The sequence below is a fragment of the Brevibacillus sp. MER 51 genome (genome assembly GCF_023714195.1).
In the GTDB taxonomy this organism is placed as follows: domain Bacteria; phylum Bacillota; class Bacilli; order Brevibacillales; family Brevibacillaceae; genus Brevibacillus.
The window spans coordinates 1-24,621 of record NZ_JAMAUS010000018.1; the positions used below are offsets into that span (position 1 = coordinate 1).

Annotated in this window: 22 protein-coding genes; 4 read left to right on the top strand and 18 right to left on the bottom strand. The window is 48.2% G+C overall.

The annotated features are described in order from the left end of the window. On the top strand, nt 1–230 hold a 230-nt coding region (locus M3630_RS26160; protein ID WP_251254031.1), incomplete at its 5' end, for a hypothetical protein. Between the two features lie 104 nt (nt 231–334). Here M3630_RS26160 and M3630_RS26165 read toward each other — a convergent pair. The 10 genes from M3630_RS26165 to M3630_RS26210 all read right to left on the bottom strand — a co-directional run bounded on the left by M3630_RS26165 (nt 335) and on the right by M3630_RS26210 (nt 12,494). Then, a complete protein-coding gene (locus M3630_RS26165) occupies nt 335–1,120 on the bottom strand; it encodes a 3-hydroxybutyrate dehydrogenase (RefSeq protein ID WP_173612395.1) in 786 nt (261 codons plus the stop codon). 66 nt (nt 1,121–1,186) lie between these two features. Continuing rightward, on the bottom strand, nt 1,187–2,569 hold the full coding sequence (locus M3630_RS26170; RefSeq protein ID WP_173612396.1) for a GntP family permease: 1,383 nt from the start codon (nt 2,567–2,569) through the stop codon (nt 1,187–1,189). 405 nt (nt 2,570–2,974) lie between these two features. Continuing rightward, entirely contained in the window at nt 2,975–4,345 is a 1,371-nt protein-coding gene (locus M3630_RS26175; RefSeq protein ID WP_251254032.1) for a sigma-54 interaction domain-containing protein, read from the bottom strand. 80 nt (nt 4,346–4,425) lie between these two features. After that, nucleotides 4,426–4,809, bottom strand: a complete 384-nt coding sequence (locus M3630_RS26180; RefSeq protein WP_251254033.1) for an MmcQ/YjbR family DNA-binding protein — start codon at nt 4,807–4,809, stop codon at nt 4,426–4,428. Nucleotides 4,810–4,840: 31 nt separating this feature from the next. Beyond that, nucleotides 4,841–6,067 (bottom strand): MFS transporter, encoded by a 1,227-nt coding sequence (locus M3630_RS26185; RefSeq protein ID WP_173612399.1) that lies wholly within the window; start codon nt 6,065–6,067, stop codon nt 4,841–4,843. A 277-nt stretch (nt 6,068–6,344) separates the two neighbouring features. After that, nucleotides 6,345–7,685 carry an alpha/beta hydrolase-fold protein gene (locus M3630_RS26190; RefSeq protein WP_251254034.1) on the bottom strand — a complete coding sequence of 447 codons (1,341 nt, stop codon included), beginning with the start codon at nt 7,683–7,685 and terminating at the stop codon, nt 6,345–6,347. A gap of 9 nt (nt 7,686–7,694) precedes the next feature. Then, nucleotides 7,695–8,714, bottom strand: coding sequence for a FecCD family ABC transporter permease (locus tag M3630_RS26195; RefSeq protein WP_251254035.1), 1,020 nt, complete (start codon nt 8,712–8,714; stop codon nt 7,695–7,697). Continuing rightward, a complete protein-coding gene (locus tag M3630_RS26200; RefSeq protein ID WP_237899816.1) occupies nt 8,707–9,714 on the bottom strand; it encodes a FecCD family ABC transporter permease in 1,008 nt (335 codons plus the stop codon). Before M3630_RS26200 ends, M3630_RS26195 begins: the two co-directional genes overlap by 8 nt. A 19-nt stretch (nt 9,715–9,733) precedes the next feature. After that, a complete protein-coding gene (locus tag M3630_RS26205; RefSeq protein ID WP_251254036.1) occupies nt 9,734–10,732 on the bottom strand; it encodes an iron-hydroxamate ABC transporter substrate-binding protein in 999 nt (332 codons plus the stop codon). A gap of 112 nt (nt 10,733–10,844) precedes the next feature. Continuing rightward, nucleotides 10,845–12,494 (bottom strand): AraC family transcriptional regulator, encoded by a 1,650-nt coding sequence (locus M3630_RS26210; RefSeq protein ID WP_251254037.1) that lies wholly within the window; start codon nt 12,492–12,494, stop codon nt 10,845–10,847. Between the two features lie 282 nt (nt 12,495–12,776). Here M3630_RS26210 and M3630_RS26215 point away from each other — a divergent pair, with 282 nt between their 5' ends. After that, complete coding sequence (locus M3630_RS26215; RefSeq protein WP_251254038.1) at nt 12,777–13,790, top strand: ATP-binding protein; 1,014 nt, start codon at nt 12,777–12,779, stop codon at nt 13,788–13,790. A gap of 230 nt (nt 13,791–14,020) precedes the next feature. Here the strand turns inward: M3630_RS26215 and M3630_RS26220 are convergent, their stop codons facing one another. From M3630_RS26220 to M3630_RS26230, 3 genes are all read right to left on the bottom strand, one after another. Beyond that, entirely contained in the window at nt 14,021–14,536 is a 516-nt protein-coding gene (locus M3630_RS26220; RefSeq protein WP_251254082.1) for a DinB family protein, read from the bottom strand. An 84-nt stretch (nt 14,537–14,620) separates the two neighbouring features. Further along, nucleotides 14,621–15,586: a helix-turn-helix transcriptional regulator gene (locus M3630_RS26225; protein ID WP_251254039.1), complete on the bottom strand. Its 966-nt coding sequence runs from the start codon at nt 15,584–15,586 to the stop codon at nt 14,621–14,623. 69 nt (nt 15,587–15,655) lie between these two features. Continuing rightward, a complete protein-coding gene (locus M3630_RS26230; RefSeq protein ID WP_251254040.1) occupies nt 15,656–16,306 on the bottom strand; it encodes a polysaccharide deacetylase family protein in 651 nt (216 codons plus the stop codon). 281 nt (nt 16,307–16,587) lie between these two features. Here M3630_RS26230 and M3630_RS31025 point away from each other — a divergent pair, with 281 nt between their 5' ends. Continuing rightward, nucleotides 16,588–18,591: an ABC transporter ATP-binding protein gene (locus M3630_RS31025; RefSeq protein WP_173612407.1), complete on the top strand. Its 2,004-nt coding sequence runs from the start codon at nt 16,588–16,590 to the stop codon at nt 18,589–18,591. A 52-nt stretch (nt 18,592–18,643) separates the two neighbouring features. Here the strand turns inward: M3630_RS31025 and M3630_RS26245 are convergent, their stop codons facing one another. Beyond that, nucleotides 18,644–20,875 (bottom strand): heavy metal translocating P-type ATPase, encoded by a 2,232-nt coding sequence (locus M3630_RS26245; protein ID WP_251254041.1) that lies wholly within the window; start codon nt 20,873–20,875, stop codon nt 18,644–18,646. Nucleotides 20,876–21,064: 189 nt separating this feature from the next. Beyond that, nucleotides 21,065–21,361, bottom strand: coding sequence for a hypothetical protein (locus M3630_RS26250; RefSeq protein ID WP_173612409.1), 297 nt, complete (start codon nt 21,359–21,361; stop codon nt 21,065–21,067). A 142-nt stretch (nt 21,362–21,503) separates the two neighbouring features. On the opposite strand from M3630_RS26250, the gene M3630_RS26255 reads away from it, so the two are divergent. Next, nucleotides 21,504–21,878 carry an ArsR/SmtB family transcription factor gene (locus tag M3630_RS26255; RefSeq protein WP_035290894.1) on the top strand — a complete coding sequence of 125 codons (375 nt, stop codon included), beginning with the start codon at nt 21,504–21,506 and terminating at the stop codon, nt 21,876–21,878. 42 nt (nt 21,879–21,920) lie between these two features. On the opposite strand, the gene M3630_RS26260 is transcribed toward M3630_RS26255, so the two are convergent. The 3 genes from M3630_RS26260 to M3630_RS26270 are packed head-to-tail and all read right to left on the bottom strand — an operon-like array spanning nt 21,921 to nt 24,474. Then, nucleotides 21,921–22,361 (bottom strand): hypothetical protein, encoded by a 441-nt coding sequence (locus M3630_RS26260; protein ID WP_251254042.1) that lies wholly within the window; start codon nt 22,359–22,361, stop codon nt 21,921–21,923. 26 nt (nt 22,362–22,387) lie between these two features. Next, nucleotides 22,388–23,797: a sensor histidine kinase gene (locus M3630_RS26265; protein ID WP_251254043.1), complete on the bottom strand. Its 1,410-nt coding sequence runs from the start codon at nt 23,795–23,797 to the stop codon at nt 22,388–22,390. Next, complete coding sequence (locus tag M3630_RS26270; RefSeq protein ID WP_251254044.1) at nt 23,794–24,474, bottom strand: response regulator transcription factor; 681 nt, start codon at nt 24,472–24,474, stop codon at nt 23,794–23,796. Before M3630_RS26270 ends, M3630_RS26265 begins: the two co-directional genes overlap by 4 nt. Nucleotides 24,475–24,621 lie beyond the last annotated feature (147 nt).

The window sequence follows — 24,621 nt, forward strand, 5'->3', positions numbered from 1 at the left end:
TTCGTCCTGAGCCAGGATCAAACTCTCCAATAAAGTTTGTTACTGGTTCAAAGCTGGCAAATCATTTAATGATAGACTCATTAACGCTTTCGCTGTTCAGTTTTCAAAGAGCATTTTTTGTCGAACGCTTCATATCTTATCACGTTCGTTATTTGCGAGTCAAGAAGTTTTTTATCGAATCTCGTTTTCTTTTCTCGCATTTTGTCGTCGTTCTTGGCGACAAGGAATAATCTATCACATCTAAAAATAGAATACAAGAGTTTTTTACTAGTTTTTTTAAAAAAAGATAGCGAAAATAAAAAAAGCCCCTATAAAAATAGGGACTTTAACAGGCTTACTGCGCTGTATACCCGCCATCAATGACGACAGCCTGACCCGTGACACCTGACGCTTTCCTGCTAGCTAAAAAGGCAGCATAGTTCGCTACTTCTTTTACTTGAAGCAGTCGCTTCTGCGGCACCAGCGGGTAGATGACCTCTTCCATCACCTTTTCCAACGGCACATTTCTTGTCTTAGCCAAATCCGCTAATTGGTTTTGTACCAACGGCGTATCGACATACCCCGGACAAATGGCATTTACCGTAATACCAGCCGCTGCTCCTTCAAGAGCTGCAACTTTGGTCAGCCCGATGACTCCGTGCTTGGCACTATTGTAAGCCGCCTTCCCTGCAAAGCCAATCAAGCCGTTGATTGAAGCCATATTGATGATACGGCCATGGCCTTGTTGCTTCATAATGGGGAACGCGTGTTTAATCGCCACAAAAGGCGCTGTCAGCATAATACTGAGCATTTGTTCAAATTTTGCAGTCGGAAACTCTTCTATTGGAGAGACAAATTGCAATCCAGCGTTATTCACCAAAATATCGAGTCTGCCAAAAATCTGGACTGTCTGCTGAATGCACTCCTGTATTTGTACCTCATCGGTGACATTACAACCAAAGCTGATGGCTTCGTGACCTTCCTTCTGCAATTGGGCTGCTGCTGCTTCCGCTGATTCCCCATTCAAGTCCAGTATGACGACCTTCGCCCCTTCCTCGGCAAACGTCCGGGCAATCTCCAAACCAATACCACTCGCAGCCCCTGTTACTACTGCAACTTGTTGCTCCAACAACTTCTCCATATCCTACTATCTCCTCTCCTGCTCCTGATTTTCTCTGTCTATAAACCGGCTGATCTCTGATGAAAATTAGAAAATAGACACCGCAAATGCCAGGATGAACACGACAGCCGTTTTCAAAACCGTAATCGCGAAAATGTCTTTGTACGATTGACGATGAGTCAAGCCAGTAATCGCGAGCAGTGTAATGACCGCTCCGTTATGCGGCAATGTGTCCATACCACCGGAAGACATCGAGGCAATACGGTGCAGCAGCTCAGGGCTGATTCCCGCAGCACTCGCCATCTCCAGATATTGCTTGCCCATAACCTCCAGCGCGATCGACATACCGCCCGACGCTGAACCTGTCACACCTGCCAGTACGTTAACAGCCAGTGCCTCAGAAACCAAAGGATGATCACTAGCTCCCATTATCCAGCCTTGGATGAGCTTGAAGCCCGGCAATGTTTTCACAACGTTTCCGAATCCAACTTCGGAAGCAGTATTGAAGATCGCCAAGAGAGAGCCCATCGCGGCTGCCGTCAAACCACTAGCCAGTTTGTTTTTGACTTGCTTCACGTTGATTAAAAGCGCAGCAATAATTCCAAGACAGAGCGAAATAATCAGTGACCAAGAAGATACGACGTTTTTCACTTTCTCAATCTTAAATGATTCTTTGAGGATCGCTGGATCGTACCACGTCTCTACTGTCCAAATCCCTCTGCTGAACATATAGTTACCCACGAGCACCAACGCCAACGGGAGAATCGCGACCCAGATGTTCAAATACGATTCATTTTTGATCAACTCTGGTTCGTTCGTATGTCCCTCGCCGTAGCCTTCCCCAGCAGCGACAGCCTGCTTGCGTCTGCGCTCCAGCCATAGCATCCCGCCAATGAAAACCATAATCGCGCCAATCGTTCCAACAACAGGTGCAGCATAGGCATCCGTACCGAAATAAGTCGTAGGAATGATGTTTTGAATTTGTGGTGTACCTGGCAAGGCGTCCATCGTATACGTAAAAGCACCGAGCGCAATCGTTCCTGGAATGAGACGCTTTGGAATATTGGCTTCACGGAAAATCGCAGCAGCAAACGGGTACACAGCAAATGCCACAACGAACAAGGAAACCCCGCCATACGTCAAAATGGAACAAGCCAAAACGACAGCCAAGATCGCACGATTGGAGCCAAGTGCCTTCACAATCGTGTGGGCAATGGAAGAGGCAGCACCGCTCAGCTCCATGACTTTTCCGAAAATGGCACCCAGTAAGAAAATAGGGAAGAATGATTTCACATAGTTTGCTGCATTCGTCATGAAGGTTTCGGTGTAGCTAGGCAGCAGAGAGATCCCGGAAAGGACAACGGCCAGCAGCGTAAAAATAGGAGCAAATACGATAACAGGATAGCCCCGATACGCAAAAAACATCAGGAGACCGAGCGAAATCAAGATGGATAACACTTCGATGATCATAGAATTCTCCTTTCAATTTTCTCCTCCGCTTACAGAGGAAATTGTGTCGATTCACTTGAAGAAAACGCTTTCAAACCCAACTTATTTGCATGGACCATGCCAACCTCAACCGATTCCTGAAAAATCGTTCAACCATACCCTTTCATCGTGCCTTAACTGTTGGTAAGCAGATGATAACGCTTGCATTTTTTCCGGATTTCCGGAATTTCTCGTCCGGTTTTATGGAATCTAGCAAAAAATCCGCCACTTTTTAGGGAATTTACTCAAGAAAGGCTACTGGGTTTTTGCGGGACGTCATCTTGCTCTATTCCAGAAAACCGGAATCTACCAAAACGTTGTACCTACATATGAAAAAAGCCGCGAACCTGGCTCAACACCACATCCCCGACTTATACACGCCTCGTGTTACTGATACTTCTCCCACTTTTCGTAAAAGCTGGACTTGCTGATTTGCAACAGCTTGGCGGCGGCAAGCTTATTCCCCCCTGCTTGCTGCATCGCTTGGCGAAGCGCTTCCTGCTCAGCCTCTTCCAAGACTTGTTTCAATGGTCGAACGGCATGAGTTGGACCCGACAAGGATGCGGACGGCCCTTCGTCAGATACAGGCAGCCAAATATGCTCCTTTTTCAAGACATCGTCTTCCATTAAATGCAGGGCTCGTTCCAGCACGTTTTTCAACTCCCGTACATTGCCTGGCCAGGAGTAGCCTCGAAGCACGTTCCATACCTCTTCATCAATGGCCCTAACCGCAACACCAGTGGACTCGCCAAGCTGTTTGAGCAGATTCGAAACCAGTTCTGGCAAATCCTCCAGACGCTCACGCAACGGAGGGATCGAGAGTGACACGACATTCAACCGATAATAGAGGTCCGCCCGAAACTTCCCTTCCTTGATGCTTTGAAGCATATCCGAATTCGTGGAAGCGATCACCCGCACATCGATTGGCGTCGTCCTTACAGCTCCTACCCGCTCGACTTCTTTTTCCTGCAACACACGCAGTAGCTTTGCTTGCAGCGGCAACGGCATGTCCCCGATCTCATCCAGCAAAATGGTTCCGTGGTTGGCCAGCTCGAACTTTCCTTTTTTTCCGCGGCGAACAGCTCCGGTAAACGCACCTTCTTCATAGCCAAACAGCTCTGATTCGAGCAAAGAATCCGGAATAGCGGCACAATTTACCCGAATGAAAGGACCCATTTTGCGTTTGCTCTCGGCATGAATGGCGTGGGCAAACAGCTCCTTGCCCGTCCCGCTCTCACCCGTGATGAGCACAGTCGAATCGCTTTTCGCAACTTTCTGAGAAAATTTTTTAAGCTCCTGCAGCTTCTGACTGTACCCAACGATTTGGTCAAAGTGATAGGTAGCCCCCATCCGCCGCCGCAGCTCTTTCTTATAATAGGTCAATTCGTCCTTCAACTGAGCAACCATCGCAGCCAAGGCTGTGAGCTCTTGCACATCCTGGAACAGCACCGTTCCCAGAACCGCAATCACTTTTCCTTCGTCCATAATCGGGATGCGATGCGCAATCATGTTCTGGCCTTTTATTTGCTGAATGTCGGCGATCTCGGCAACGCCAGCCTGACCGACAATATGCATCCGCGTGTTTTCGATGACATCCGTCACTGGCTGTCCGATCACGTCCTGTACATTAAGAAATTCCCGATAGCTCCGATTCAATAAGAGTATTTTTCCGTCCTTGTCCGTTACGATCATCGGTTCATGTGCATTTTCAAAAACGACCTCAAGCAATTTGCTCATCTGCTGGAGATTCCAATCCAAAACCGGCTCCCCCTTTGTCTCAATGCTGCTGTGTCGAACCCTCGCTCACTACTCGTTACGCCAAAATTATACAGGAACGATCAAGGGCGGTGTTGTAATTGCTTGACCAATCGCTTGGGAGCCGCGCACATATAGCCTTCCCGTATGTAATCCTCGATTTCACCATAGCTCGGCACGTTTTTGTCCAGGATGGAAACCCAGCCGTGATGGCCGATGTACGGCGTCTTATAAAAATGCTCCTGCGCAAGCAAAATCTCCTGGGTCGTCTTCAGCACCTTCACAGAAAAGGAGGGGCCTTCGGTGCCCCCCTCTCCCAAAATGACAAACGGCTTGTCGTTTACACGAAACGATGTATGTCCAAAAGCGTCTACCTGCTCCGTTACTTCTGGCAACCGCATCGCCAGCTCGCGAACAGCAGCTACCATCTTCAAACCTTCCATAGAAGAAATCTGCTCGTGCACCATCTGTTCCAAGCCTCCCTTTGCTTCCAAACACTTATACACCAGTCTGTTCTGTACTTTGCACCACGTTTCCTTCTCTCATACGATAAAGTGGCAAAATAAAGCTGAGACCAATGATCATCAGGAATGCGGCGATCCCATATATGACTGCGAGCGGAAGATACAGCTTCAATACCCCCGTAATACTCATCATGACGACCATGGAGCCTGTAAACAACGGGGTCAGTATCCCATTCACCCGACCGATAAAGGTACTGTCTGTGTTTTTAAGCAGCATGGTGTTGATCCCAATTTGAATGGAGGGCAAGAGCAATCCCGCGATGAACTGAGCAACAAGCGTCAACCACAGATTCGTAGACATCCCGCAAATCGCTACTGCGACCGCGTTTCCAAGGAGTCCCATGACCAACAGCTTTTGCGGTGGAATCGTTTTGGCGGCTGCCATCGTCATGGCCCCTCCAGCAATCATCCCCACACCTTGGGCGGTGATTAACCATTGCAAGCTTTCTTTTGGCAATTGCAGTTGTTCGGTCACAATAAAAATCCCAAGCGGCTGAATCATTCCCAATGAGAAGCCCACAGCCAAAAAGCAAAAGCCAAGCATTGACAATACGCGACTGGAGAACACATACCGAATCCCGCTAACCATCTCGCCAAGCAGTGCCGTTTCTTGCTGCTCTCCTTTCTCGATGCGATCTGGCGGCAACAAATACAGGACACCGGCTGCAGATAGAAACGCAACCGCAGTGATGACCATGGCAACCTCCATCCCCCATTGCTGGAACACAAACGTACCGACAATCGGACCAAATACCATGAAGATCGCGAAAATAGTCTGGTATGCGGACATTCCTACCTGGAGCTGTTCACCAGGTACATGCAGCTTGAACAGCTTCATTCCGGACGGTTGGGAAAACTGAGAGAGAATGGCTGAAATGAGTGTGGCAAAAAAGATAGCCTTCCACGAGCCGAAAACGAAGGTAAGCAGCACTCCGACAACCGATAGAGCACTAAGCACCTCACACCAGACCATCGTTTTTCTCGGTTGCCAGCGGTCGGCAAACGTACCAGCAAGAAAGGAAAATAGAAAAATTGGCGCATACTCCGCCACAGAAATCATGGATACCGCGAACGGATCTCCTCCTGTATGATCCATCACAAAGAGCAGAATCGCCATGTTGCGAACCCATACTCCGATTTGCAACAGAAATGCTGATAACAAAATAGCCCTGACATAGCGGTTTTTCAAAACATTTGACATAAAAAAGCCTCCTTATCCATTGCGATCTGGACAGGAGGCTACGCATATTATCGTCAAAAAGACATAGAAACCCTTTGGTGAGTCTAAAAAGGATCTACCATCTATTCGCCAATATGCACATACTACCCCTATCCAAAAACGCATCGTTTTATCCGATTAGTTTTGTGGAAATAGGAGTTAGCAGATCATTGGCTTAATGGTCACCCTTTCTTGTAGAATGATCCAAGGGTACCACAAAAAGTAATCCTGTGACAAGAAAAATTCACTTGATCTTGTCCTATGCTTTGTCGACAAGCGTGATGCGCTCTGTTGCAGGAATGCGCGGCTGAGCATTAGGGATCGCGGCTGGATAACCGATATGCAAGTTCCCCAGCACCTTCTCTCCTGGTCGAATGCCCATCGCTTCACGGAATTCCGGCTCGTGTATCCACGGGTACGTCTCCCACGTCAGACCGATGCCTTTTTCCCACGCCAGCAAGCTAAAGTTATGAATGACAATGCTGGTCGAAGCGAAGTCGTCCTGACGGGTAATCAGGTTCGGACTTTCTTCCATGATGACCGTCACTAGCATCGGAATCGCCATAATTTTATTGTAAAACTTCTCGCCGACTTCTTTCTTTTTCGCCGGATCAATCTCCCGCTTTTCCTTCATGATTCGCACGGCCTCGGCGATTCTTCTCTTGCCTTCCCCGTACGTCACGATAAAGCGCCACGGCTGTGTCATGTGATAATTCGGCGCCCATACGGCTGTATCCATCAGTTCTGTAACCAACTCAGGGTCTACCTCGCGATCTGTAAAGCGATGAATCGAGCGGCGCTCTCTAATCAATTTGGCCAGTTCCATTTCTTCCTCCTCCTTCTCATTCCAGAGCCATTGCAACGCCCCCGGAAATCTGGCGTTTGCATATTTGCTCAAATGATCCGCCCCTTCTTCCATAAACAGGACGAGCTGATCTGCTGTGAAGCCGCTATCAGCCAATATCTGATGCGCTTCTTTTGTCAGTGGGACCATTTGCTTCTGGATGTTCTGTTTTTTAGCACCTTCCTTACTGCCAACATCCATGTAGATGCGCAGTTCGGGATGGTACATTTTCTTTTCCCGCATAAACGGAACCATGCCTTCATACCAATACGATCCCGAGATGCTGCCGATTTTCGTGAAAACATCCGGATATTGGTGCGCAGCGTACATCGAGATCAAGCCACCAAGCGAAAATCCGATGATCCCTGTTTTTTCCGGCCTAGGGTCTGTCCTGTACTTGCTGTCGATATACGCCTTGCATTCATTGGCGACGTAAGAAAGATACGCATCTCCTTGCCCGCCAAAATCAATGTTGCGCTCAGGCGAGATCGCTTTGGAAAACCAGGGCGTATAGTCATCCCGGCGGTTTTCAGGTTGGATGCCGACGAGAATCAGCTCAGGAATTTGTCCCTCTGCAAACTTGTCTTCGATTACATCGAGTGCAGTACTGAACGCAGGATCAAACAAGTCACCGCCATCATGGACATACATGACGGGAAATCGGGACGTACTCTTGTCATAGGATGGCGGCAAATATACGAGCAGTGCCCGGTGATGGCATACGTCTGCAAACAATTGTCCCTTCACAATTTGCACGTCCCCTCTTTATTTTTTTCTTCTACTTAGTAAATAGAAGAAATACGGTACACCGATGATCGAAATGACGATACCCACTGGCAGTTCAAGGGGGGTGAACACAGTTTTGGCGATAAAATCCGCTGCCACTACCATGAGCATCCCGATTGTCCCTGACAGGGGGAGAACATACCTGTGCTGGATTCCCGTCAAACGCTTCGCAATATGCGGTGCCATCAAACCGACGAATCCGATGCCTCCGGAAACCGAGACACACGCGCTCACGATCCCGATACTCGACAGCAGGAGAATATTGCGCTCCTTTTCGACGGACACACCGAGATTCTTGACAGACTCCTCGCCCAGTTGAAGCAAATCGAGAATATGCACCTTGCGCATCAAAACAGGAATGAGTATGACTAGCCATGGCAGCATCCCCGCAATATGCGTCCAGTTGGCACTCCAAATACTGCCCGAGAGCCATACGGTTGCCATTTCAAAATCATTGGGATTCATTTTTAACGAAAGATACAGAGACACAGCACCCAATCCGGAGCCAATTGCGATCCCCACCAAAATCAGTCGTTGTGGGTCAAGCGCCCCGTTACGCCAGGCGAATAGATAAATCAGTCCAGCCGCAAGCAATCCGCCTGTCAAACCGAACAAAGGCATGGCCATGATGGAATACCAACTCGCCTCCATAAATTGTCCACCGAAGAAAAACATAAAGGCGACGATAGCGGCTCCTGCCCCAGCATTAATGCCCAAAATCCCCGGATCAGCCAGCCCGTTACGGGTGATCCCCTGAATGACGGTACCAGCGACCCCCAAGCCAAATCCGACCAACGCCGCAATAACGATCCGCGGCAGGCGAAAATCGAAAATAACCAAATCGTATTCCGCTACAGGATCGATACGCAATAACGTCTGGATGACATCCAACACCGTCATGTCAAATACACCGTTGGTCAGGCTGATATAAATCGCCAGAAAAATCAAGGCGATGTTGACCAGTAACAGCAAACGAAATCTAGCTTTTCGATCAGGCATGCTTTCCCCCTCCTCTCTTGTAAATCAAATAGAGGAAGAACGGAACGCCAATAAAGGCCGTTACCACACCGATTGGGGTCTCAAATGGACTGTTCATAAATCGGCTGAGAACGTCAGACAAGGCCAGGAAAATGCCGCCCAGTAATCCCGCACATGGAATGATCCACCGATAATCGAGACCTACCAAAAAGCGAGTAATATGCGGAATAATCAGCCCGACAAAGGCGATTTTTCCTGCCAACGCTACGGAAATGCCTGTCAGAATGACAACAGCGGTCGTTGCCAGCACTTTGACCATCACCGTTCTCTGTCCGAGGCCGCGAGATACTTCGTCGCCCAAGGACAAGATCGTGATCGATTTGGACAAAAGAAGCGCCAGGACTATACCGACGATGGCAAAAGGAACCGCCAGCTTCACCAATTCAGGCTCCAAGAGATGCAGCCTTGCATTGTACCAAAAGCTAACGTTTTGCGAGACTTGAAAATAAGTAGAAATCGCGGCTGAAATGCTGCTCAAAAAGGTGCCCGTAATTGTGCCAATGACCGCCATCCCTACTGGCGTCAAGCCATTCGGCAATAGTCGCGAAAAAGCGAGAACCATCGCAACCGCAAGTGCTGAACCGATCAGGGACATGGTAATCATCGTGACGCTCGTAGCGGATGGAATGAAAACCATGCACAGCGTAACAGCAAAGACCGAACCGTCAGACACGCCCATTATAGAGGGGGACGCGAGGTAATTCCTCGTCATCCCCTGCATCAACGCTCCTGATATCGCTAAGAATGCTCCGATCATGAGTGCACCCAATACTCTTGGCAAACGAGAGTGCATGACAATTTGATGATCGACATTCCCTTCATCAAAGGCAAAGAAAGCTTGATAAATGGTCCCGGGATCAATCGACTTGGCTCCGTAATGAATGGAGAGCAAGATTGTAAGGAGGATCACCACTGGCGAAACAGCTAGTATGATCATAGAAGTTGCTTTTTTGGATTGCATAGCCTACCCTCGCCCACTTTTACTTGGCAGACAATTTTTCTACAGCCGCCTTCAGGAATTGTGTTTTGCTCCAGGCAGTACCGCCTTGTGCGAGAGGATCCACCACGTTTACGTAAACATTGCCGTTTTTCACTGCATTCACACTCTTCCAAATCGGGTTGTTCTGCAAATCTTCCAATGCGTTTGGCTTGTCTTTATTCTCGTCTGGAGAGAATTGAATGAACAGGTAGTCCGGGTTGATTTGGCTGAACTTTTCCATGGAGATAATTTCTTGTGCCTTCGCCGCTTTTACTTCTTCAGGTGCAGTCAAACCAAGGTCAGTGTACAGAGCCGGGTTGAAGAACACCTTCTCTGGATAGATGTTGATGTTTCCTTGGCGCAGACGAATCACCAACACTTTTTTATCCTTCATGCCGTCGCCCAATTTTGCTTTTGCCGATTCAATTCCTGCTTTATATTCATTGAGCGCTTTCTCTGCTTCGGCTTGCTTGCCAGTCAGTTCACCCAACAATTGCAGGTTTGCTTCCCAGTTGGTCGAAATGTGGGAAACAGGGAAAGTAGGCGCAATCTTGTTCATTTTCTCGACTGTTTCTGGCGGGAACTTGCTGCTACCGAGGATGACGTCCGGCTTCAAGGACAAAATCGTTTCCAGGTTCGGTTGTGTTTTCTCCCCGATGGATTTAGCTTCGCCCGTAATCGGTGCAAACATCTCCGGGAATTTGCCGCCGACAGAAATCGCTCCTACCGGGTTTACGTTCAATACAAGGGAATCTTCCATGGACTCCATGCTGCCTGCAATGACGATTCGCTCTGTTTTGCTAGGAACGGTATATTCTTTATCCAAATATTTGATCGTGCGTGTCTCTGCTTTATTAGCTTCATCGGCCGGCTTTTCTGCTGTAGCTGTTGTCGCAGGTGCTGGAGTAGTCGTGTTATTCGTTGCTTCTTTTCCTCCGCCGCATGCTGTCAGAGCCAATGTCAGCGCTGCAATGCTCAAGCCCAGGTATATCTTTTTCATTCTTGAAAGACCCCTCTCAGAAATGTAATGTTTCACTCCAGATTAGTGATAACGATTATCATTCGTGATTATAAAGCATCCACTCCTGCCCGACCATGGACGAAATCCAGAATCAACATGGACGATCTCCTGAAAATAATCGCACACTCTCTTCCACGATCCGTTCATGAGCCGTTGCCGAGTATTCTCGCCAAGGGTCTGACATAATGACATGCGCCCGATTGTTGCGGACTGCTTTGATCTCTTGCCATGGTCCCGATTCTTTCAAGGCCTGGAAGCATGCCAACGTTTCAGCCTCTTGGCAGACCAACAGCAGCAAGCGATCTGGCGCGAGTGCAACCAATTCCTGTACAGTCACAAGCTGGTCGTATTCATTCAGCTTCGAAACAAAAGCGGGTTTGACTTGCAGATCCTGATAAAACACTTCATTCATACTGCGATTGCAGTGGACATAGAGCTGGTTTTTCAAAATCCGCACGATGAGCACCGTTTCATCGCCTAGAGCGTGTTGAAGCTGTACCCTGGCTCGCTTCACCTTTTTCTCATACTCGCAAAGCCAATGATGGGCTTCCATGGACTCACCCAAGAAGTCTGCCATAAGCTGAAGTTGTTCTTTCCATCCCCACTCTTCAAAGGGTACGTACAACGTGGGCGCAATCTCGTTCAGTTGCTTCTGTTCCTGCAAACTCGTCTCGTCCAAGCCAATGATGACGTCCGGTTTGGCATCGCGAAGCATTTCGATGTTGGCTTTCCAATTTTGATTGATTCGAAACGCACTCAGATGTACCGGGATATCGTTTCGATAGCTGTGATGATAGTAAGCCGTCCATTTCGGGTGCAGTGGCGCCGCGTAAGGAATCATTTTTAAAGCCAGCAAATGCCCGATGATGGTCGAGCCGTACGCCGCAATTTTTCGTTGGCGGCTTTTCATATAGAGAGTCGGTGAAACCCCGACAGCTTTCTTGAATTTTCGACTAAAGTAAAACTCGTCGTTGTAGCCCACTTGATGAGCAATATCGCGCAGCTTGGCATGCGACTGAACCATCATCTGCTTCGCCCGGCTGATGCGAAGCTCTGCCAAATAATCCATAGCGGAGATGCCATACGTTTTTTTGAACAGATCGACGAAATATTTTGGACTCACATCTGCAATGCGAGCCAGCTGTTCAATCGTCACATTTTCCGAGTAATGCTCTTCCATATGTGCGCGTGCTCGCTCCAGCGCCATTCCAGAATCGGTGGCCGAAAAGTGAGCATGCTTGACGATGTGGTACCATAGCTCTTGAAAAGTGTGTTGGCCTCGGAATCGCTCGAGCGCCGTCTCCTGCTTCCATAGATTCTGGATCAAATCACAATAGACAGGCAGTTGCCCTGCCGATTGGACAGAGATCTCTCCCCGAAAAGGAAACAAATCCTTTTCCCGAAGGGCTTGGAATCGCCGATGCCTGTCTCGCGTTTCCATAAAGACATCAAAACGAAGCATGTACATCTCCAAATGATCAGCCGAATCAGGGACGATGCCAAACGTAAGCATAGGAGGGCATACGTAAATTGCGTCCTGCCGCAATTGGTACTCCTCGTTCTCCAGCCGCAGGCGCCCTCGCCCCCCGGTTACTACCAGCAAAATATGCGAATGAGTGAATTGTTGGCGTAGTCGGTCATGTCCCTGTGCTTTGAGCCATGTAATGTCACGCAGCTTAAAAATGGCTTCTGCCATGGTATTCTCTGTGAATTGTTGAACCAAGGCTTGTGTTTCGTTCATGTTCTCACCTCTGCCCGATCCTCTATATAAAATTGATAATCATTCTCATTATCATCAATAGAGAAAGTATATCAAAAGTGACGCTTGCTTCCTATCAGGAATATTTGATCGAATTGAACTGATAACTTGAACGTGATATGGTACGTACCAAAAGAAAGGGAACCGACGGGAGGGAGTGTCAGTGGAATGCAAGGTTTTCGTCATGGATGGCGAAAAGGCTTTGCGAATTTACAACAATTTATCAACTGAAACTATTCAATATTACGGAGTGAAAATGAAGATATGAAACGATATGTTCTCCCTTTTGTCTCTAGCCTCGTCGCGATTACTTTTGTGACAGGGTGCACCTCTGCCTCTGATCAACTGACAATAAAAGACCCTGCTCCACCTGCAACGGAAAACACAGGGAAGTCTCCCGCTGATGCAACAAAAGGCGAAAAGCCAGCGGATGATTTGCTCAAGCAGTTCACCGTACTTGCTTCGCAAGCCAAGGAAGCGAATGAGCTAACTGCCTTTTTAGACCAGTATCTGGCGAAAACGGACACGAAAACTGCCGATCAATTATTTTTTGAACTTGATCAGTACTATGAAAAACATCTGCCTACGATAAACGATAACTTCAAGGCACTCCTCGCCCAGCCGGGAAAAGCGGATAAGCTGTATGCCTTGCAGTACCCTTACGATTTCAACAAGCTAGAAGGCGATGACAGCTTCAAGCAATGGCTCCTCAGTCAAACTAAGGGCGGACTCGTCTTAAAGGCGACGAAAGACATGTCTTTTTATTGGCAAGTGGATTACCAAGCACTGCAAAAATATGCCGCTTCACTCGGTGAAGAAGGAAAGGACTACTTGTCCATTCAAGAAACAGAAACGGGTAAACCGTATTTAGGTGACGGCGGGTTGCAAATCACCCGGGCCGAGCTCGGACCCAGAATGGTTGAAGTCGAAGAGTATTTGGTCAACTACCGCAGTAGCCCACGTGCAGTGAAGCTCCGTACGCTCTATATCGACTATCTCAAAACATATTTGTCTGATTACCGTTACGATGCCATTGACGAAGCAACCATGAAACTGCTCCCGGCCGTCAAGGAAGAGTATCAGAACTTTGCCAAGAAATATGAGGCTACGAAAACAGGACAGATCGTGAAGGATTACTTGAGCGAGGTCGCTAAAAACAAGGACGTGGTCTTTGAATCCGGCAAGCCTAATGAAAGTATCGTCGGAGAACTAAAGCCGAACCTTAGTCAGTTCTTGAATGGGCTCGAGGTGCGGATTGCTCGGACGATGAATCCTTAGAAAACATGCAGTTTGCGTGGCTGTATTGGAGGAGAGGGAACAGGAGAAAACGACTCAGCTTCTAGGGCCACCCACTGGGGGACCCTCTGCCCGACTCCATGCAAAAAGCGAAACCGCGTCCAAAGTGGTCCCCTCAAGATGTGTTTCAGAGGTGGACGCTTAAAGGCGTGTTTCGCTTTTTGCATTACGTCTCGGTCGGTGTCCCTAGGTGATAAAAAATGAAAAGACTTTTATTGTTCTACCGCGGAAGTCTCAAATAAATAAAAAATGTAATCGGAGGAAGCTCCCGCGTGACCGATTTGTCTGAGCATGGCGGAGATATTGCCTCGATGATAGGTGCCGTGGTTGGCGACATGCTGGACTATGTCGGCATAACGAGCATGAACCGTGCCTAATGCCGGGTGCGTATATGGCGCGGTGTCTTCCATCGAGATTTGCCCAAAGAAGTCTCTGAACTGCTGGGCTGACTCGGCAAACAGTTTTCGCAACTCATGTACGTTCTTCCCTTTTAATTCCTGCAAGAGAACCCCAACTTTTGGTCCCACCTCTTCGTAGCTCTCTCCTTTCATGGCTAACAGCCAAACATAATCCGTTTTGAGCATGTGTACCAACGTCTGAGTGATGGTCGGAAACACACTCGGAACCTCCCGCTCACTTATTTCTTCTGGTACCTCTTGCAGCCGCTCGAATACTTTTTCGTTTGCCCATACATGATATTCGTACAAACGCAATGCTTCATGCTTCATCATTAATCTGCCTCCATTTTCTTTTTCCATCTCTTCTTTGCTTTCAATATAAATCAACTCTACTGACAAAAATGGTCAGTGATATCACGTCGACTGATAAAAAAGAAATAAATCGGCAGCGATGGCAGCCAATCGCTCTTTTACAAAAGCTGGTTCTTCAACTTGAATGGATTTTCCATATGGCAAAAGATAATGAGGAAGGATCGAATGGGCCATTTGCTCATCTACTTGAAAGATCACCTGTGCCTCGCTGCGTTCAATCACCGTATGTCCGAGATACCAATGCCTGCACAAATCAGCGAGTGACTGTGACCTTCCTTTGACCTTGATCAAAACGGTGTTGCCCTGCTTGTCTGCTTCCGGCAGTAAATTCGAGAGAAAAAAATGGCGCGCAGAAAATTCAGGAGGGCGTTGAAAGCTAGCTTCTGTCCGTTGGATCTCATGAATACGATCTGCACGAAAGCTGCGAATGGTACTTCGGAGATGGCAATAGGCAACGATATACCAATTTCCCTTCCAATAAACGAGCCCGTATGGATCGATATGACGCCTCTGTCTCGTTGTCTGGTAGGCTTTCTGATACACCATCGAAAGGGTGTATCCATTGGCAACAGACAGCTCCAGTTCTTGTAGGGTAGATTCGAGAGAAGGATCAACAGGAGGCTGAATCACCTCGAAGCCGATACTATGTCGATCAATCGCGTCACGCTGCTCTTCATTTGTGTAACGTTTTAGCTTGGAAATGGCCCGGTGTAAATCTGCTCCGAAGGGATAACCAGCCTCTTGGGCAAAAGCCGCTGCATGAATCAGGGCTTTTTGCTCATTGAGGTCGAAAAACAACGGAGATTCATTGAAATGCTGAAGTAAACTGTAGCCACCATTGTGTCCGGCATCAGAAATGATGGGTACACCGCTCGCACACAGTGAGTCGATATAGCGATAAACGGTGCGAATATTGATCTCGAGAATCTCTGCCAATTGCTTGGCTGTCATTCGCTTGCCGGTCTTCAACAGCCACAAAATGGAGAGCATATTATCAGCTTTGGACATGTACGGATTCGCTCCCCTAAAAGAAATCTTCTGATTCTACTTATTACCACAGAATTTAATCCTTTTCCTCTATCTGTCCCTTCTCCTTTTCACGACAGGATCGGTTCTTTCTCGATAAGCTGCCAGTTGAAACATGGCGGAAATGGTTGAGAAGGTATATTTCTGCTCACTTAACACCTCAATGACATAGGGCAAGGCGTCCATACTACCCTTGAGCGTGTCTTTTGTACCGCCAGCGGAATGTTGAAGCACGACTGCGCCCGGGGTGACATGTCCCAGAATGTTTCTCGCGACCTGTGGGCCGGTGAGACCTTTCCAATCCCAACTATCTATATCCCACAAAATTATTTCGTATTCGCTCGCCGCAAGCAGCTGGATGACCTCCTCATTCACTGCTCCATATGGCGGCCGTACCGTCCGAGGTCTCACACCCACTACCTTTTCGATCTGATCTGAGGTACGTTCTACCTGCTCATGAACAGCCCAGAGGGGGATTTTCGTAAAGTCAGGGTGATCCCAGCTATGGTTTCCTACCATGTGTCCTTCCGTTACGATCCGCTCCAGCATTTTCGGATTGTACTTCACCATTTGTCCCACACAGAAGAAAGTGGCCTTTACCTGATAGTGAGCTAATATGTCTAACACACGAGGCGTCCACAACTGATCCGGTCCATCATCAAAAGTGAGTGCGATTTCCTTGGGCTCATTGAGCTTGTTCACAAGCGTTACCCTCCTTTAAGCCAGTATTCTGTGCTTTGATGCATAGTATGACTGGGCTATCATTTGGTAACGCTAAAAAAACCTCTATTCTGGGCTTTTGGCAAAATTGAAGAAGATTCTGCATGAGTATGCAACGTAGAAAAAAATTTTTTAACAACGGTTAATGAATATAGTATAATGATGATAATGATTTTCATTTTCGCAAAAATTCCTACTAGAGAGATTGTTAGATATACATGGAGGGTTATTCACGACAAAGCATGCTCGAAAGGGATGATGATATGGGCAAAGTGTTAGAAGTAAAAGATTTGCATGTGTCGTTCGATACGTATGCAGGTGAAGTCAAAGCAGTACGGGGCGTCTCCTTTGATCTGGAAAAAGGAGAAACACTGGCGATTGTTGGTGAATCTGGTTCCGGTAAATCCGTCACCTCCCAAGCACTTATGCGCCTCATTCCTTCTCCTCCTGGACGCATTCCAAAAGGACAAGTTCTTTTTGAAGGAAGAGATTTGGTTACGCTTTCCGAAAAAGAAATGCAGGATGTTCGCGGTCGCGATATCTCGATGATTTTCCAAGACCCGATGACTTCCTTGAATCCGACGATGACTATCGGGAACCAAATCATGGAGAGCTTCATCAAGCACCAAAAGCTGAACCGTGCAGAAGCGCGCACCCGTGCTATTGAGCTGTTGGAAATGGTAGGGATTCCATTTGCCAAAGAACGTGTCGATCAATACCCGCACCAGTTTTCCGGTGGGATGCGTCAACGGATTGTCATTGCCATCGCACTCGCCTGCAATCCAAAAATTATCATCGCCGATGAGCCGACAACTGCTCTGGACGTATCGATTCAAGCGCAGATTTTGGAGTTGCTGAAGGAACTGCAAAAGAAGATGGGTACCTCGATCATCTTTATTACCCATGACCTCGGTGTAGTTGCGAACATGGCAGACCGTGTAGCGGTTATGTATGCAGGTAAAATTGTGGAAATCGGTAAAGTCGATGAAATTTTCTACGATCCTAAGCACCCGTATACATGGGGTCTATTAGGCTCCATGCCTAGCCTCGATTCCAGCGATGACGAGCTGATGTCCATTCCTGGATCACCGCCCGACATGTTCAAGCCACCTGTAGGGGATGCTTTCGCGGCTCGTAACCCATTTGCGTTGAAGGTCGATCTGGAATATGAGCCACCGATGTTCAAAATCTCCGATACGCACTATGCGGCAACATGGCTTCTGCATGAAATGGCGCCTGACATCAAACCGCCTGCTTCGGCTGTGAGACGAAAAGTCAATTCTGATGAGCCGACCGAGACTCCAGCAAGCACCAAAAAAACGTTCAACTACGAGAACCGAGAGAAGCTGGTTGAAGTCAAAGATTTGAAACAGCATTTTGACCTCGGGAATGGTCATACGCTGAAAGCTGTAGATGGTATCACCTTTGACATCTATAAAGGGGAAATCTTCGGTCTTGTGGGTGAATCCGGTTGCGGTAAGTCGACCACAGGACGCACTATCCTGCGCCTGTACGATGCAACTGGCGGAGAGGTCTTGTTCAATGGACAAAGTGTACACGGAAAGAAAACACTCGAAGAAAAGAAATGGCTCAACCGCAAAATCCAAATGATTTTCCAAGACCCGTACTCGTCGTTGAATCCACGTCTGACCGTATCCGATATTATTGCAGAAGGTCTGGACATTCATCGCCTGGCGAACAAGGAAGCTCGCATCGCCAAGGTACACGAGTTGTTGGAAACCGTCGGCCTCAACCGCGAGCACGCAAACCGTTACCCGCATGAGTTCAGCGGCGGACAGCGCCAACGGATCGGGATTGCACGGGCATTGGCTGTTGATCCGGAATTCATCATTGCCGATGAACCGATTTCTGCCCTCGACGTGTCCATTCAGGCACAAGTCATTAACCTGCTCAAGCGCCTGCAAAAAGAAAAAGGCCTGACCTATCTGTTCATCGCCCATGACCTGTCCATGGTTAAATACATCAGTGACCGCATCGGTGTTATGTACCGCGGACGTATTGTGGAGCTGGCAGAAAGTAATCGTCTGTACGAGAATCCGATTCATCCGTACACCAAATCGTTGCTCTCGGCAATTCCATTGCCAGACCCGGATTATGAGCGCAACCGGAAGCGCATCGTTTTCGATGATCAGGAATATTTGCGAGATCAAGGGGAAGAACGCGTCTTGCGTGAAGTGGAGCGCGGTCACTTTGTCGCTTGCACTCAGAAAGAATTCGAAAGATACGGCGGCGGCGTCTTGGTATAAACCTATACACAAGAAAAGGGAGAGAGCTTCGACAGCTCATCTCCCTTTTTATTTAGTCCTTCATGCGCAACAGTCTCATGCTGTTTAAGATGACCAGCAAGGCGGCTCCCGTGTCACTGAGCACCGCCAACCACAAGGTGAGATATCCTGGGAATATCAGCACGAGTGCAACCAGCTTTACGATGATCGAAAACCAGATGTTTTGCTTGATAATCGTAAGTGCTTTTCTGCTGATCTTCATCGTGTGTGGCAGCTTTTCGAGATTGTCAGCCATCAGTACGATATCCGCGGTTTCCATTGCCGTATCAGTACCTGCTCCACCCATGGCAATCCCCAAGTCAGCTGATGCGAGAGCAGGGGCATCGTTGATCCCGTCCCCCACCATGGCCACGACCTTGCCTTCTTGCTGGAGTCGCTTGACCGCTTCTACCTTATCTTGTGGCAACAGCTCTGCAAAATAACGATTGACGCCTGTCTGACTCGCTACTTTTTTCGCCGTACCCGTATTGTCGCCGGTCAGCATCACGATGTCTTCGATTCCCGCGGCCTTGAGCTTGCCAATGGCACTAACCGTAATCTCACGAATGATGTCAGCAACGGCAATCATCCCGATCAATTTCGTTGCGGTACCGATAACTACTAGCGTATGTCCTTCACTCTGCAACGACTCGATTTTCGTTTGCCATGACGACAGATCGATTCCCAGCTCTTGAAACAGGGCGGGCTTCCCTGCATAGAATGTTTCGGTTCCGATGACAGCGCTCGCCCCTTTTCCGACGATCGCCTTGAAATCTTGCCCACTCCGGGAAGCAACCTGCTTTTGTTTGGCATAGGTGAGAATCGCTTGTGCAATCGGATGGGAAGAACGCTCTTCAATCGTTCTGGCGATCGACACTACTTCGTCCTCGCTTCCCTCCATCTCGATAACTGCTGCAACCTGTGGTTTTCCTTCCGTCAATGTGCCCGTTTTATCGAAAGCAATTGCGGTAATCGCTCCCGCCTTTTCCAAAAACGTACCGCCCTTGATCAGGACTCCGTTTCTCGCGGCATTTCCAATCGCGGACACAATCGCAACTGGCGTGGAAATGACCAGAGCGCACGGGCAAGCAACAACCAGCAGCTCAAGCCCTCTGTAAAACCATTCCCCCCAGGTACCGAGTCCGAGTAATGGCGGGAATACGATTACGAACAAAGCAAGCACGAGCACGATTGGCGTGTAGATCGCAGCGAATTTGTCGACGAACGCCTGAGTAGGCGCTTTTTTCTCCTGCGCTTCCTCCACGAGATGAATGATTCTGGCAATCGCCGTATCCTCCACCAGCTTGGTTACCCTGATCTCCACCGCGCCACTTTCGTTGACACTCCCTGCAAAAACACTGTCGCCGACCAGCTTATCGACTGGAATCGATTCACCTGTAATCGGGGCCTGATTGACGCTCGATGTCCCGTGTACAATCACACCATCCAGAGGGATTTTCTCTCCGGGCTTCACTACGATGACTTGACCGACAGAGATGTCCTCAACCGGCTTGCGGGTAAGAGACTCCCCAACCTTGACCCATGCTTCAGGCGGAGCCAAATCCATCAGATTGCGTATAGAGTCACGCGTTTTTTCAATCGACTTGGTCTGCAGCAAGTTTCCAATGGAAAAGAGCCAGACGACTGTTGCGCCCTCCAGCCACTCACCGATTAAGGCTGCTCCTACTGCCGCAACAGACATCAATACGTTCATATCCAGTGAACCGCTTTTGATCGCGTAAAAAGCACTGCGCGCAGGTCGGTAGCCGCCACTTATGATCGACAACGCATAGAGCACAGTGACGACCAATGGAGATATGCTAGGCGATAAGGAACCTAGAAAGCCGAGTGCCAACAACACACCGGAAATCGTCGTCAGAACCGTCCCTGCTTGATCCGTTTTCGGTACTGCTTTGGCTGTACGCCTCGTAAGCAGCATGGCGCTGTAGCCAGCCTTGGCGACTTCCTTGACCACTGCATCTTCTCCCAGCCCATCCGCGACGAGCTGCATTTTACCCGTGGAAAAGTTCACGTTTACCTCTTTGACAGCAGGCAACGTCTGCATATGCTTTTCCAGCGATTTGGCGCACGAACTGCAATCCATGCCTATAACACGATAAACAACAGCCTGTGAAGAAAGAATGCCTGCGCTTTCTGTTGCTGCAGCCGCAGGCTCGAGAACGGTGAGAATTTTACCAGCATGCTTATGCTCACTGCCGCATTGAGGTCCACTGCAACACTCATCTTTTTTTCGTTCTTCTGCCATCTGTTTTCACCTTTTTCCAAGCATCTATTTTGCCCAGCTTCGAATGAAATCATCCACAAACATTCAAACAAATATTTAATTATTATATTATCGTATCCTTCTGGTTCGTTCAAGAATTGATTTGAATATTTCGCCCATTTTTTTACAGACTGAGAATAAAGAACAAGACCCCTATTACTAGGAGTCTTGTTACTTGGTACGGGCTTCTACTGGTGCTGGGGTGGTCTGCCAACGCTCCCCACAGTCCAGACATTTGCACTTGATTACTTTACGCTTTTCTAAGGCAAGACGAACGGCAAACAGGATAAAGGCACCGGACAGTCCGAGGAACAAAAAGATGACAGGAGTCCCTTTCACCGAAATGCCGATCAAGGCGAGCACTGCCAAAACCGCTGCATAAATGGTTATGTATAATGGCTTATTAATCGATTCCGTCAAATCGATTTTCGCAGAACGGCACTTCGGGCACTTTGGTTGTGCACTCATGGTATTCTCTCCCCATTTCTTGGATCATGTTCATCTTACACGAAAACAGAGAGGGACACTACACTGCCATGAAAATGTCGTTTTTCCTTTTCACTTTCTCTGTGAATGTCTATAATAATAGGACATTGTAGAGCATGAGGTGATGGTTACAGTGGATGACATCTGTGAAATCCAATGTTTTGATGAGGAAAAAGTAAATCGGTTAAAGCCGTTCGCCACAGAATCAGAAGGGGTAGCAAAAATCTTCAAGGCGTTGGCCGATGACACCCGCGCCAAAATCATTCACATCCTCTCGATGGAAGACGAGCTCTGTGTCTGCGATGTGGCTGCTATTATCGGAAGCTCGATCGCTAACACCTCCCATCATCTGCGGCTTCTGCGCAACATGGGACTGGCCAAGTACCGCAAAGAAGGAAAACTCGTATTTTACTCGTTGGATGATGACCATGTACGCCATCTCATATCTGCGGGGATTGAACACGCCAAAGAACAGAAAACGATTGTCCGAGCTACCTGATTGCTCGGGCTTTTTTGTTACTCCGGCATATTAAACATTTGATTAACCATGGCGGTTTGCACTCGTTTTCCCGGTAAAACGCTGCCTGATCGCCTCTATTCCCACAAATATAAGGAAGTAACATATCGAAGCGAACACAAACACCGTTGCCTGCGGATAAAACAATGCAGCTTGCGGATCAACACTCTTTAGCCATTGAAAAAACACAGGCACATAGCCGATGACAGCATATCCGGCGCAACGCACTGCGTATTTTTTCCACCCGATTACGTGCGATCGATTCACTAGCCAGTCCACGAATACCGACAGCCATACGAAGACAATCAGGTTCATTGCCATGCTGATGAGCACTCCCAGCAAATATTCTTGTCCAAACCCGTACGGCGCGCTAGGATCACGATAAAGGTAGATGATCAATGCAGCATACAGACCGGTAAAGAAAGGGGATATGACTGCGGCAAGTACACGCGTACCGATATTCATGGAATTCACTCCCTTGCTTTGCTTCGTTACGATTCGTTTGTCGTTCGCGCAGTAGGATGTTCACCCGTCGGTAGACTGACCGTGACCGTTGTCCCTTCGCCTATACGGCTTTGAATGTGAATGCTGCCTTTTGCGACCTGCAAAATTTTTTGTACGATAGAAAGACCGAGCCCGCTTCCCGTCGCTTCTCGATTGCGTGACTTGTCTCCTTTGTAAAAGCGGTCAAAGACATGCTCCTGCTCTTCTTCTGACATGCCGATCCCCGTATCTCGAATGGTCACGACGATTCGCGTATCCTTCTGTATCGCAATGTAAATAGAGCCAGCCGTTGGGGTGAATTTGATACTGTTCGCAAGCAGGTTCATCCATACTTGATTGAGTAGCTGCTTGTCACCCACGATGAAGGTCTCCGGTAAGGTCAGCTCCATCGCGAGCTTTTTTTGTTGCCACTGATGCTGCAAAACTAAGAGGACTTGCCTGATCTGCTCATCCAGACAAAAACGGGTCGGTTCGTACAGCCCGGTCTCTTTGTCCAGGGAAGCGAGCGTCAACAGCTGCTTGCTCAAGGAAGACAGCCGTCTGCTCTCCTCTTCGATGATCGTCAAGTACATCTCCCGCTGTTCGCTTGTCACACCACCGCTGCGGATGGCTTGAGAAAAGCCTTGGATCGATGTCAATGGAGACTGGATTTCATGAGAGACATTGGAGACAAACTCTTGGCGCATCTCGTCCAGTTGTTTGAGTGACTCTGTCATTCTCGCAAAATGCATGGCCAAATCGCCGATTTCATCCCGGCGAGCGATGTCCAGTTGGATATCGTACTGCCCTTCTGCCAGCTTTTTGGTCGCACGGCTTAGCTTCTCGATCGGCTTCACCAAATAACGGGTAAATACCAAAATCAGGATCAGGCTAAGGACAAACATCGCTGCCAGCAGCAAAGCAAACATAATGTGCACCTCGCCAAACTGCTGCTCAATATTTGGCCGTACAAACAGGGCGTACTTTTTCCCTTCTGCTATAAGCGGCAAGCCAATGCTGTTTGTCAACGTGTTTTCGAAAAATCCGGTCACAAACAAGCCGTGCTGTTCTTCTGTAATTCCTCTGTAGGTCTCACCCGCCAATACTTTTTGAACGATGGCAGGCTCTATCTGCTGGTCTCGAAAAGGTGCTCCGAACTGGCTTACTCCGCCATTCTCATCCACGAGATGCAACTGAAAATTCAAATTGCCGACATGGGTCATAAAGGCGGTCAGGTCGAGCGAGGATTTATGCTCGTACAAATCGATTATCTGCTGTCCGATACTCGTGATTTTTTGTTCATTATAAGCACGCAGGTTTCGTTGATAATACTCATTTGCCAACAAAAATCCAAGCGTGCCGCTGATCAGTACAATGGCGACGAAGGTAATAACAACCCGAACGTAGAGAGATTTCACGTGCCTCGCACCTCCAGCTTGTAGCCTAAACCACGAACGGTAGAAATGACAAAGTCATTGGTTTTCTCCGTAAATTTCTCTCGCAGCCGCTTAATATGCACATCGATGGTACGACTATCGCTCTCCGTATCACTCCCCCACACGAGCTCCAACAGTTGATCCCGGGTAAAGATCCGATCAGGAAAACTGGCAAGCTGGGCAAGCAGTTCAAATTCCTTTAATGGTAAATGAATCAACTCTTCTTTCACCTTCACAACATGGCTGATACGATCGATGACAGTATCGTTTATGACAATGATTTGTTTGCTGACCATCTGATAACGACGCAGCAAGGCCTTGATGCGGTACAGCAATTCGGTAGGCTCAAATGGCTTGGTCAAATAATCATCCGTCCCCGCCAAAAAACCTTTTTCCTTATCCCGCACCTCTCCCTTTGCCGTTAGCATGATGACAGGGAGGTCGTAAAATTCCCGGATCTCCCGGCATAGCTCCCAGCCGTTTTTGCCTGGCATCATCACATCCACGATGGCGAGCTGGACAGACTCTTGCTCTAACAGCTCCGAAGCCTCATTTCCATCCACACAAGCCAAGACGTTGTATCCCTCTTTTGCTAAGTAAAACCGCAATAGCTCACGTACGTGTGGATCGTCATCTGCAATCAGAATCGTCAGTTTCATCTAGCTGGCCTCCTTGTTACTCGCCCTCTGGTTCTCCTGCTTCATTATTTTGAATGATACTCACTTGTTTATCCTCCTGCAAATCGTCACTGGCTTGCGCCTATCTACGCGGATCAATCGTAAAGAAGCAATATGAACAAGAGATGA

Coding starts and splice junctions, on each gene's coding strand:
- M3630_RS26165 (WP_173612395.1), bottom strand. CDS start 1,120: ATGGAGAAGTTGTTGGAGCAACAAGTTGCAGTAGTAACAGGGGCTGCG.
- M3630_RS26170 (WP_173612396.1), bottom strand. CDS start 2,569: ATGATCATCGAAGTGTTATCCATCTTGATTTCGCTCGGTCTCCTGATG.
- M3630_RS26180 (WP_251254033.1), bottom strand. CDS start 4,809: ATGGTGCACGAGCAGATTTCTTCTATGGAAGGTTTGAAGATGGTAGCT.
- M3630_RS26185 (WP_173612399.1), bottom strand. CDS start 6,067: ATGTCAAATGTTTTGAAAAACCGCTATGTCAGGGCTATTTTGTTATCA.
- M3630_RS26195 (WP_251254035.1), bottom strand. CDS start 8,714: ATGCCTGATCGAAAAGCTAGATTTCGTTTGCTGTTACTGGTCAACATC.
- M3630_RS26200 (WP_237899816.1), bottom strand. CDS start 9,714: ATGCAATCCAAAAAAGCAACTTCTATGATCATACTAGCTGTTTCGCCA.
- M3630_RS26205 (WP_251254036.1), bottom strand. CDS start 10,732: ATGAAAAAGATATACCTGGGCTTGAGCATTGCAGCGCTGACATTGGCT.
- M3630_RS26210 (WP_251254037.1), bottom strand. CDS start 12,494: ATGAACGAAACACAAGCCTTGGTTCAACAATTCACAGAGAATACCATG.
- M3630_RS26215 (WP_251254038.1), top strand. CDS start 12,777: ATGAAACGATATGTTCTCCCTTTTGTCTCTAGCCTCGTCGCGATTACT.
- M3630_RS26220 (WP_251254082.1), bottom strand. CDS start 14,536: ATGAAGCATGAAGCATTGCGTTTGTACGAATATCATGTATGGGCAAAC.
- M3630_RS26225 (WP_251254039.1), bottom strand. CDS start 15,586: ATGTCCAAAGCTGATAATATGCTCTCCATTTTGTGGCTGTTGAAGACC.
- M3630_RS31025 (WP_173612407.1), top strand. CDS start 16,588: ATGGGCAAAGTGTTAGAAGTAAAAGATTTGCATGTGTCGTTCGATACG.
- M3630_RS26245 (WP_251254041.1), bottom strand. CDS start 20,875: ATGGCAGAAGAACGAAAAAAAGATGAGTGTTGCAGTGGACCTCAATGC.
- M3630_RS26250 (WP_173612409.1), bottom strand. CDS start 21,361: ATGAGTGCACAACCAAAGTGCCCGAAGTGCCGTTCTGCGAAAATCGAT.
- M3630_RS26255 (WP_035290894.1), top strand. CDS start 21,504: ATGGTTACAGTGGATGACATCTGTGAAATCCAATGTTTTGATGAGGAA.
- M3630_RS26260 (WP_251254042.1), bottom strand. CDS start 22,361: ATGAATATCGGTACGCGTGTACTTGCCGCAGTCATATCCCCTTTCTTT.
- M3630_RS26270 (WP_251254044.1), bottom strand. CDS start 24,474: ATGAAACTGACGATTCTGATTGCAGATGACGATCCACACGTACGTGAG.